The sequence below is a fragment of the Acinetobacter sp. UBA5984 genome (genome assembly GCF_002429925.1).
Taxonomy (GTDB): domain Bacteria; phylum Pseudomonadota; class Gammaproteobacteria; order Pseudomonadales; family Moraxellaceae; genus Acinetobacter; species Acinetobacter variabilis.
Genome location: NZ_DJBE01000077.1, coordinates 3,788 through 12,670, shown reverse-complemented (window position 1 = coordinate 12,670; position 8,883 = coordinate 3,788). Strand labels below are relative to the sequence as shown.

The 8,883-nt window shown below is 43.0% G+C and carries 11 protein-coding genes; 2 read left to right on the top strand and 9 right to left on the bottom strand.

Features of this window, described 5'->3' with window-relative positions:
- Positions 1-35: 35 nt before the first annotated feature.
- The 3 genes from B3J29_RS12935 to B3J29_RS12925 are packed head-to-tail and all read right to left on the bottom strand — an operon-like array spanning position 36 to position 2,856.
- Positions 36-1,115 (bottom strand): DUF6670 family protein, encoded by a 1,080-nt coding sequence (locus tag B3J29_RS12935; protein ID WP_286740816.1) that lies wholly within the window; start codon positions 1,113-1,115, stop codon positions 36-38.
- 24 nt (positions 1,116-1,139) lie between these two features.
- Positions 1,140-1,961: a CDP-diacylglycerol--serine O-phosphatidyltransferase gene (gene pssA, locus B3J29_RS12930; RefSeq protein ID WP_286740814.1), complete on the bottom strand. Its 822-nt coding sequence runs from the start codon at positions 1,959-1,961 to the stop codon at positions 1,140-1,142.
- 37 nt (positions 1,962-1,998) lie between these two features.
- Positions 1,999-2,856, bottom strand: coding sequence for a 23S rRNA (adenine(2030)-N(6))-methyltransferase RlmJ (locus tag B3J29_RS12925; protein WP_004786802.1), 858 nt, complete (start codon positions 2,854-2,856; stop codon positions 1,999-2,001).
- Positions 2,857-2,969: 113 nt separating this feature from the next.
- Here B3J29_RS12925 and B3J29_RS12920 point away from each other — a divergent pair, with 113 nt between their 5' ends.
- Both B3J29_RS12920 and B3J29_RS12915 read left to right on the top strand, forming a co-directional pair.
- Positions 2,970-3,572, top strand: a complete 603-nt coding sequence (locus B3J29_RS12920; RefSeq protein WP_286740812.1) for a 2OG-Fe(II) oxygenase — start codon at positions 2,970-2,972, stop codon at positions 3,570-3,572.
- A gap of 71 nt (positions 3,573-3,643) precedes the next feature.
- A complete protein-coding gene (locus B3J29_RS12915; RefSeq protein WP_005233815.1) occupies positions 3,644-4,171 on the top strand; it encodes a hypothetical protein in 528 nt (175 codons plus the stop codon).
- Positions 4,172-4,243: 72 nt separating this feature from the next.
- On the opposite strand, the gene B3J29_RS12910 is transcribed toward B3J29_RS12915, so the two are convergent.
- The 6 genes from B3J29_RS12910 to B3J29_RS12885 all read right to left on the bottom strand — a co-directional run.
- Positions 4,244-4,501, bottom strand: coding sequence for a DUF2789 family protein (locus B3J29_RS12910; protein WP_004786809.1), 258 nt, complete (start codon positions 4,499-4,501; stop codon positions 4,244-4,246).
- Positions 4,502-4,621: 120 nt separating this feature from the next.
- A complete protein-coding gene (locus tag B3J29_RS12905; protein ID WP_286739480.1) occupies positions 4,622-4,885 on the bottom strand; it encodes a DUF2789 family protein in 264 nt (87 codons plus the stop codon).
- Between the two features lie 46 nt (positions 4,886-4,931).
- Entirely contained in the window at positions 4,932-5,210 is a 279-nt protein-coding gene (locus B3J29_RS12900; RefSeq protein WP_286739479.1) for a DUF2789 family protein, read from the bottom strand.
- A gap of 176 nt (positions 5,211-5,386) precedes the next feature.
- Positions 5,387-6,373, bottom strand: a complete 987-nt coding sequence (locus tag B3J29_RS12895; RefSeq protein WP_004786815.1) for a malate dehydrogenase — start codon at positions 6,371-6,373, stop codon at positions 5,387-5,389.
- A gap of 172 nt (positions 6,374-6,545) precedes the next feature.
- Positions 6,546-7,184, bottom strand: coding sequence for a ribonuclease T2 family protein (locus B3J29_RS12890; RefSeq protein WP_286739484.1), 639 nt, complete (start codon positions 7,182-7,184; stop codon positions 6,546-6,548).
- Between the two features lie 34 nt (positions 7,185-7,218).
- Positions 7,219-8,883: lytic transglycosylase domain-containing protein (locus B3J29_RS12885; protein ID WP_286965769.1), on the bottom strand; the 1,665-nt coding region annotated here is incomplete at its 5' end.

The following is an 8,883-nucleotide window of genomic DNA, read 5'->3' as shown; positions in this document are numbered from 1 at the left end:
GTTGATTATTATTTCTACAAAAATGCCGATTTTCCCTATTTTTTGAGCATTAAAGGTACAGGATTGGCCAATGTACTTAATAATTTCTCTTTTTTATCGTGTTCCTGAAAGCGCAAGGAGCGGCAATCTATATATTCACAATAGCCCCCTTCTCCATACTCAGTCTTGCCATTAATTCTGACTTCGTAATTAAAGCTTCCAACATAACCCGCAGCCAGACCAAATTTGAAATCTCCCCGGCTTTGTCCCTGCAACCAGATCTGTGTTCCTTTGCCATCTTCATAGCACCATTCAAACTCACGCGGCAGATACATCTTTTGCCCATTTGGGGTAGTCACACTCGGATAAACCCGATGCACCTTGAAATAGACTTTTTGATCGAACATTTGACTGGTCATATTTTTCAGGTCACGCAGATAAATTCGTGACTGCACAATGCTGTTCAGACTATCCCGAATTTGTGCCAGCAATAATTGTCGTCCTTCACTCAGGTTAATAATCTGATAAGTCAGAAAGGCTAAAGGCAAATAGGGAAAATTAAAGCTTCGTGCAAATTCAAAACTACCTAAGCTCTCAATAAGATATTTCTGATCTTTATAATGTAAGGTACCCTGACAATAACAGAGCAAAGACCAATGATCAGCCAGTGCAAAGCGCATTTGGGTGAAGTGTGAAATCAGATTGGTCGTATGGATGCTGAGATCAAAGCTCAGTTCAGAATCAAAACGCTGTAAACGAAAATGCGGAAAGTCGCCTGTCAGTTTTTCACGATCCAGAAACTGAAACAGGCCATACTGAAACTTGCAATCCTTTTTGATTGAATAGCAATTTAATTGTCCTGCCATATGCGGACTGGTACTACAGATTACTGTGACTGTATCCAGTGCATTGGTTTGAATAGCACTCGGGTTTGCCAACATCGGTGCATTAGGCTGACCGATGATACTCGAAAAGTTAAAATAATGAAGAGGTGCAGGCAGATCAGGAAGTGTCAAACCTTGATGAATAATTTTATATTTCTGGTTTGGCCCATGATAGGCAAGATTATGCGGGGAAACAGCAGGAGTCTGATTCAGCTGTTTCGAACGATCTAGAAAATCTTGAAGAAACTGCATCTCAAACTCCTTATTTTTATATTGTTATAAGGTACTCTGTCTTTTTGCCATAAAGGTTGTAAGGAAACCAGACAAGGTATAGATGACGGAGATCACGAGAATCCCCACTGGAATATTATAAGTCATCGCTGCAAAGATAAACACCGCGATCGGCAGCACAAAAAACGGTACCCGTCTACGCTCTACAGTTTTAAATGAATAATATTTGATATTGGAAATCATCAATAAGCCCACGATTACAATAATCGCAGCATTAATGATTTGTACAGTAGAATCACGAATATCAAACACAGTCGGGAAGTCCAATCCTACCCAGACCAGTGAAATAATAATGACGGCTGCTAATGGACTCGCAACGCCAATAAAATAACGTTTGTCCACTACGCCAATCTGAACATTAAAGCGTGCCAGACGGAAAGCCGCACAAGCGGTATAGACAAAACAAGCCGCCAGCCCGATACGACCTAAATCACTTAATCCCCAGCTATACATGAGAATGGCTGGCGCTACACCGAAGGCCAGCATATCGGATAGTGAGTCAAACTGTTCACCGAATGGACTTTGTGCCCCAATCGCTCTTGCCACACGACCATCGAGACCATCAAACAAAGCCGCCAGGAAAATCGCATAAATAGCTTGCTGAAACTCGCCATTCATGCTGGCAATAATCGAGTAAAAGCCTGATAACAACGCAGCGGTTGTAATCAGATTAGGCCACAGATAGATACCTCGACGCTTAACTCTTTGCCCTTCCTGGGTATGCTCTACCTCTTCCACCTCGAAGGTGATGCCATCAAATGGCAAATCTTTAGAAGATTCGTGTTCCGGCTTATTTGTACTTGTCATTCTTGTCGATCCTAACTATGACCCGATCTTTAAAATATTATTCGCCTACTAACCAACGAACTGCAGCATGACCGCCATTTTCTTGCATACGCAAATGCGGGAATAACCATTGCAGCGCTTCGTCTGCATCTTCAGAGAACTTCCAAGGTGGGTTAATCACCAGTAAACCACAACCATTTAAACCCACCGGCGTATCATCTGGCCATACACAGATTTCACATACCAACTGACGGCGAATCCCGGTCTTGAACATTTTCTTCTCGAAACGCTCAATCATGGCACGGTCTTTAATTGGGTACCAAACTGCAAATACGCCTGTCGGCCATTTTTTATAAGCAGCAACCAGTAATTCAACCAATTGAGGGAAGTCTTTACGCTCCAGCTCATAAGGCGGATCGATCATGACCAGACCACGTTTTTCTTTCGGTGGAATGACTGCGAGCAAGCCTTCATACGCATCACGCTCATGCAGACCCGCACGCTTGTCAAAAATGTTATGACGTAGCTGCTGAAACACATCACGTTGCATTTCAAAAATGGTGGCCTTGTCAATTTCACGCATGCCTTCCAGCGCAAACCAGGGTGAACCCGGATATGCACCTTTACCAAAGTTTTCACGCATTTTCTCAACAATTTTTAAATATTGTTGTACGCCTTCTGGTGCATTACGCTTGACCGAATCATCTAGCTTGATCAGACGATGAATACCGTTCAGGAATTCCCCTGATTTTTGCGCTTCAGAGGTGGATAAATCATATTTACCTGCACCACCATGTGTATCCACATAGCGATATGGTTTATCTTTTGCATTGAGTCGAGTCAATAATTGAAGCAACAATACATGCTTCATGACATCGGCAAAGTTGCCAGCATGGTAATGGTGACGGTAATTCATGTTTCATTAATTCCTAATATCAACCGCTATTTTAACATGAAAAATAGTTTCGTTCAGACCCGATTCTTACATAGAATAGCGCAACCCCAATTTACCCTTCTAGGTGAGTTTCTATGGAAGCAGTTCAACTCCCGGCAACCTGGCCAGTTGATCAGATTCTTGATGATCTAGATCAGCATGGTTTTAGCATGATCGACAATGCTTATGCCCCATCCTATGTTGAACAGCTGATTGCTGAATGTACCAGCAATCTGGAACGCTTTCGTGATGCAGCCATTCAAAATGGCGTAGTTAGCAATATCCGTAGTGATCATATTCTCTGGCTCAATGAAGATCTGGAAATTTCTAACCAGCATGTGCAAACCTTACAGGCCTTAGGTCATGAGCTGAACCGCGCTTTCTTCCTCGGCATTAAAGATGTGGAAGCCCATTTTGCCTGCTATAACGCAGGTGAGTTCTATGCCCTGCATCGCGATAATCCTCAAGGCAAGAATGGCCGGATGATTTCTGCGGTTTATTATTTACATGATGATTGGCAAGATAACTGGGGCGGCGAACTACATTTGCAGGATAAAAATGATCAATGGCATATTATCCAGCCTAAGCCAAACCGTATTGCCTTCTTCCAAAGTGATTTAATGCATGAAGTTTTAAAAGCCAAACACCAGCGTTTATCAATCACTGCCTGGCTAAGAAGTAATACCCATTTGCTCTAATCTTTTTTCCACGCTTTAAATTTCAATTTTCAGCCTCATATAGCAATCATTGAGATATGAGGACTGCGTTCATGCGACCAACCCCCAAAGAGATCATTGCACGCATTGGTGAAACAGATCAGCTATTTTTAAATGGCAATACGCCTGAGTTGGCGCTTGAACGAGCTGATCTTCGTCTGCAACTGGTGACTATCAGTCAGTTACGTCAAGAGCAGGTGCATTTCCTGCAAGAAGCGATTGTTCTGCTGGAGCAGGGCCGGATTGAATTTGAAGAAATGCCACTTGATTTGTATATCAATCTGTCTTTGCATCTGGCCAAAGCCTATATGATCTACTTTGAGCTGACCAAAGAAGATCGTTATGCGCTCATTACCCAGCAGATTCTAAAACCGATGACCAATTATGAGCATGCGGATATTTATTTCTTCTTGGCTTATGCATCTGCTAGTAAGAAAGAACCTGCCATGACTCGTCACTGGCTAAATAAATACAGTAAAACAGCCCATTTTGACCATGAACTGGTAGGCCAGCATCCGGCATTTGATGAATATCGTCAACTGGAATGGTTTATTCAGATTCTGCGTAGCCGTATGCATTAGAACAACGAAATCTATTCCTATAAAAAATGCCTCACATTGATGAGGCATTTTTTATGAATTAATTTAATTTACTCAAGCCAGACGGCGTCGATCTGCATCCAGATGCAATTGCTGATTCAGTTCATCAATCCAGATTGCCCAGTCATCATCTTGTACCAGATGACTAATTAGCAACGAACGCTGCGCCTTATTCCAGAAAGGTGCTTCATGCAATGACATATGGGCAGGTAGCTGATGAGTACGCACATAAAGCTCGATGGCCGCCGGGCTGTTAGCTAGGCCGAGTTGAGAAAATAACATTTCTAAGGATGGTTGGTTCTTCCCGAGCATATGCCCTCCTTATATATATCAGATATATTGTAGTTATTTATAGGACTAACTTATAAGATAATATAAAAAAAACCTAGTCAAAGGACTAGGTTTTGTTGTGTCTTTTTGTATAAAGAAACTTTAATTGCTTTCAGGGCCTTTTTTATCACTTTCGACATGTAAAAGCTGGTTCAGTTTATCAATGATTACGATCCATTCATCATCTTGATGCCAGTGTTCTCGAAGAAAAGCGCTTTGCCCCTCATTCCAGAAATCTGCATCCGGCAAAATCACGTCTGATGGTAGCTGATGATTTTTGGTAAATTCATCAATTGATGCTTCATCAGCAGGCAAGCCTAATTGCTCAAATAATAATTCTAAAGTCACTTGCTGTTCTAATACCATTCGCTCACTCCATCATAAAAATAATCAGTTCATTGATTTGAAAATATTATTGACGCTTAGAAGAAGGTAGATCACAAGAACCACTTCCCTCTGCCTCAATATGCAATTGCTCATTGAGTACATCTACGAAAATTGCCCAGTCATCATCTTCTTTCCAGTGGCCAATCAGAAAATCATGTTGGTTTTTTGTCCAGAAAGGAGCTTTATGTAAGGGGACATCCATCCCAATCTGATGGGTTTTAATAAATTCATCGATTGCTTCCTGGCTTGAATCCAAGCCGAGTTGCTCAAAAAAAAGTTCCATGGTAGGTCGCTGCTCTAACATCTCAGTACCTCCTCTTTTGTTGATGATTCTTCTTATTAAACTAGATGAGCTACTCGCAAAGTTCAGTTGTCCCTCTTTCACAAGATGTTATTTTTTGTTCTTTAAATTTTGTAGAAATAGCAATAAAAAAGCACCCCAAATGGAGTGCTTTTTTAACTTAATCTTAAAAGATTAAACTATTTGATCATGTCAGCAACTGCAGCGCGCTCTTCTTCAAGCTCGTTCAGTGTAACGTTGATACGTTCACGGCTGAATTCGTCGATTTCAAGACCTTGAACAATTTTGTATTCACCGTTTTCAGTAGTTACAGGGAAACCGAACATTACGCCTTCAGGGATACCATAAGAACCGTCAGAAGGAATACCCATAGTTACCCATTTGCCGTTTGTGCCAAGAGCCCAATCGCGCATATGGTCGATTGCAGCGTTCGCAGCAGAAGCAGCAGAAGACAGACCGCGTGCTTCGATGATCGCAGCACCACGTTTACCAACAGTTGGAAGGAATACGTCTTTGTTCCAAGCTGCATCGTTGATTTTGTCTTTCAAGCTTTCGCCGTTTACGTTAGCAAAACGGTAGTCAGCATACATAGTTGGAGAGTGGTTACCCCAAACAGTCATGTTTTCGATGTCAGAAACTGCAACACCCGCTTTTTGAGCAAGTTGAGTTAACGCACGGTTGTGGTCAAGACGTAACATTGCTGTGAAGTTTTTCGCTGGAAGATCTGGAGCAGATTTCATAGCGATGTAAGCGTTAGTGTTCGCAGGGTTACCTACAACAAGAACTTTAACGTCACGGCTAGCAACTTCGTTCAGTGCTTGGCCTTGACCAATGAAGATTTCGCCGTTTACTTTAAGCAGGTCAGCACGTTCCATACCAGGACCACGTGGACGTGAACCAACTAATAGAGCATAGTCTGCATCTTTGAAAGCTACTTTAGGATCATCAGTACCGATCATGCCCGCCAATAATGGGAAAGCACAGTCGTCTAGTTCCATCATTACGCCTTTAAGCGCTTGCTGAGCTTTCTCAACAGGAATTTCTAATAATTGAAGAATAACTGGTTGGTCTTTACCAAGCATTTCACCGCTTGCGATACGGAATAATAGGCTGTAACCAATTTGACCAGCAGCGCCAGTAACGGCAACGCGAACAGGTTGCTTCATGTAATTATCTCCAATTGAGAGGATCGTCATAATGATTAAATAGCTGTTCTATCTAATCTTAATAATCATAAACGGCAAAGATTGTACTCCAATCCTCTTCGAGATGCATGTAAAAGAGAATGGATTTCAACAAAAGTATGATAGGAAATATAAATTAATTTGACTAAAAGGCTTAGTATGTCCCTTTTATTGTGACAGTTTTTGGACATGTATTAATAATGTTTGCAGGACAACCTTTATAGCCCCCATTGGCGTTATAGCAGACCTGAATCGAGGTCAGCAGGCTGGATGCTCGGGTCTGATGACAGTTAAAGCGCAATGCTGTTGAAGGCAGTTGCGGATTGATTTTCAGAAATTTTGAACGCAGCATATCAATGGAAATGGTATGACTTTCCTGCTCGGTGAGTTCTTCAGGAACTTTCAGACGATCAGCATGATTGATCACCGTACGAAAATACTGTGTAGCATTCATCGGAATACAGCCGCCAATATTATGCCAGAGCAATGCGCGGGTATTTTCATCCGGCATGATACGCGCCACCACTTTAGCCTGCAAAGGCGGTAACTTTGCAGAACTGGTAGTAGTGCAATGTGTCGATGTGGTTTGAGGATAGAGACCAGAAATATTTAGGGAATAACCTTCAAGACATTTTCTTTTTTTACTGTAGGCCGGATCCAGACTGCAAAGTGCCGGTACCATCTGGATGTCCATGACATAACCCGTTGGCAATGCAAAGGCAGCTGGACTTGCTACTAAAAATAAAAGTGCAGCCCATCCAGCAGAAATTTGAGCACCCCTTATTCCCTTGATCAACAAACTATCCTTCCCTTAGATTTTTTGAATGCTATGGTGTATTACGTAATGGAATGTCTTGCATACGCTTACCGACCGATTGTGCGCCCTGGCCCAATAAAATACCGTAATATGTCGCGTTCGTCATGACATGTTTCACATAATCTCGTGTTTCCAGTAAAGGAATGGTTTCGGTATATTGATCCGCAGCAATACTTTGGAATTCGGGTTGCCAACGGCGGGCACGGTTCGGGCCGGCATTATAACCTGCTGTTGCCAGTACTGGACTATTGCTCAATTGACGCTGAATTGTTGATAAATAGTAAGTTCCGTAACGGATATTGGTGTTCATATCAGTCAAGGCTGCCGGGTTATAGGTCTCACCCATTTGACGAGCGACCAGTTTGGCGGTGTCCGGCATGATCTGCATCAAACCACCAGCGCCTACATGAGAGCGTGCGCTGGTATTAAACCGGCTTTCCTGACGCATCAAACCATAAGCCCAGGCAGCATCAATGCCGGCATTACGGCTATGGCTCACCACATAATTCTGATGTGGCATCGGATAACGATAATTGTAATTATGCTTGTCCGCAGTACGATCCGCTGCATAAATGGCACGGTCATACCACCCCATATCCATCGCGCGTTTGGCTGCTGCCAACAGTAAATCGTCATCTTTTCTTAAATAAGCCTGACGCACTGCCCAGTTCCATTCACGGTTAATATAATTCTCTGGTGCATTAATATTACGTAAGGCAAAGGCACGGCGGAAATGGATATCCTGGTTCAGGCGTTGCATGGCCTGACTGGATGGCTGTGCTGAATTCGGTGTAGAAGCCGTTAATTGGCCTAATCTATCTCGCGCCAGCAGGTTATGATAATCCTCACCGACCGCCAGTTTTTTATAGATACTTTCTGCTGCCTGTTTTGAAGCGCGATCTGTGCGCTGTTCACTGGCACGTGCCAGCCAGTATTGCCAGCGGTCTTCCTGTTTCTGGTTCACACTCATTGCATCAATGGCACGAATCAGACTTTCCCAGGCACTAAAACGAATCGCCTGACGGGCATAAATTTCGGCTTCTTCTGGACTAAATGGCAAACCATAGCTGGCATCCAGATAGTTCAGCACTTCACGGTTAAAATTATTTTTCATTACCGTAGTGCCGCCAATATAACCAACAGTTCTGAATAGTGTTTTTTGTACTTGTACCGGCGTACCTTCAGCAGTACGTTTTACAATGGACATTGCTGAATCGAGATCACTGTCTGCCAGACGCCCCAACGCATAAATCAGATAGGNNAGAGACAGGTTAAGCCCTAAACCTTGTGCAGTGGCAATTGCCTGTCCAGACTGACCAGCACGTAATTGCACCCACAAACGCTGCTGGCGGTCTTCATTGGTCATTAGAGGACTGGATAGCATCATTCGTCCTAAGCCCGTACAAGACTCAGGTTGAGAGTTTGTGGTCAGCCAGACATCCTTAAATTCAGCATAAACCAACTGATCGCCACTTTTAGCACGGACTTGTGCAACTGCACAGGCTTCAGCCGGATCGGCATTGGTAACATATTGCAGTACAGGTTGTACAGTGGCAAAGTCAGCCATTTTGACTTTTTCTTCGACATAATCGGCTGCAAGTTTTTCTGCCATAGCCGATTGAGGATAGCGTTGGGCGAAACTGATAATTTGACTGGCAGGTTGGGAGCCAAGGTT

Excerpts from the sequence above, each read along its gene's own strand:
- B3J29_RS12935 (WP_286740816.1), bottom strand. The coding sequence starts at position 1,115 with ATGCAGTTTCTTCAAGATTTTCTAGATCGTTCGAAACAGCTGAATCAG.
- pssA (WP_286740814.1), bottom strand. The coding sequence starts at position 1,961 with ATGACAAGTACAAATAAGCCGGAACACGAATCTTCTAAAGATTTGCCA.
- B3J29_RS12925 (WP_004786802.1), bottom strand. The coding sequence starts at position 2,856 with ATGAATTACCGTCACCATTACCATGCTGGCAACTTTGCCGATGTCATG.
- B3J29_RS12920 (WP_286740812.1), top strand. The coding sequence starts at position 2,970 with ATGGAAGCAGTTCAACTCCCGGCAACCTGGCCAGTTGATCAGATTCTT.
- B3J29_RS12915 (WP_005233815.1), top strand. The coding sequence starts at position 3,644 with ATGCGACCAACCCCCAAAGAGATCATTGCACGCATTGGTGAAACAGAT.
- B3J29_RS12910 (WP_004786809.1), bottom strand. The coding sequence starts at position 4,501 with ATGCTCGGGAAGAACCAACCATCCTTAGAAATGTTATTTTCTCAACTC.
- B3J29_RS12905 (WP_286739480.1), bottom strand. The coding sequence starts at position 4,885 with ATGGTATTAGAACAGCAAGTGACTTTAGAATTATTATTTGAGCAATTA.
- B3J29_RS12900 (WP_286739479.1), bottom strand. The coding sequence starts at position 5,210 with ATGTTAGAGCAGCGACCTACCATGGAACTTTTTTTTGAGCAACTCGGC.
- B3J29_RS12895 (WP_004786815.1), bottom strand. The coding sequence starts at position 6,373 with ATGAAGCAACCTGTTCGCGTTGCCGTTACTGGCGCTGCTGGTCAAATT.